We start from the raw sequence: 251 nt of genomic DNA, 5'->3' as shown, positions 1-251 counted from the left end.
AGTCGCAATTGACTATCAAGCATGGTGCTGAAGGTCTGCCTAAAGGTCCACATCGGTGCGCTTCCATCATCCGTTCGCTCGCGTCGTTGAACGCCGATCGCCCATGGTAACAGAACTCACGGGCGTTCGAGACCCGTGTTTGCTGGTGGGGAAGGCTTTATGAACGTGGGGATCCCCGCGGGGGGATTGGGGACACGGCCGGCCGAGGAAACAGGAGAGCCGCCCAAGCCGATGGTCGAGATCGGTCCGAT

1 pseudogene is annotated in these 251 nt (G+C 60.2%); it reads left to right on the top strand.

The window, feature by feature from the left end:
• Positions 1-159: 159 nt before the first annotated feature.
• Positions 160-251: pseudogene (locus AC0L2O_RS37180) on the top strand (glucose-1-phosphate cytidylyltransferase); the annotation flags it as partial.

This window comes from Bradyrhizobium sp. Kon10, from assembly GCF_055807395.1.
Note: the sequence above shows the minus strand (reverse complement) of the source record. Positions and strands in the feature narration are given on the sequence as shown.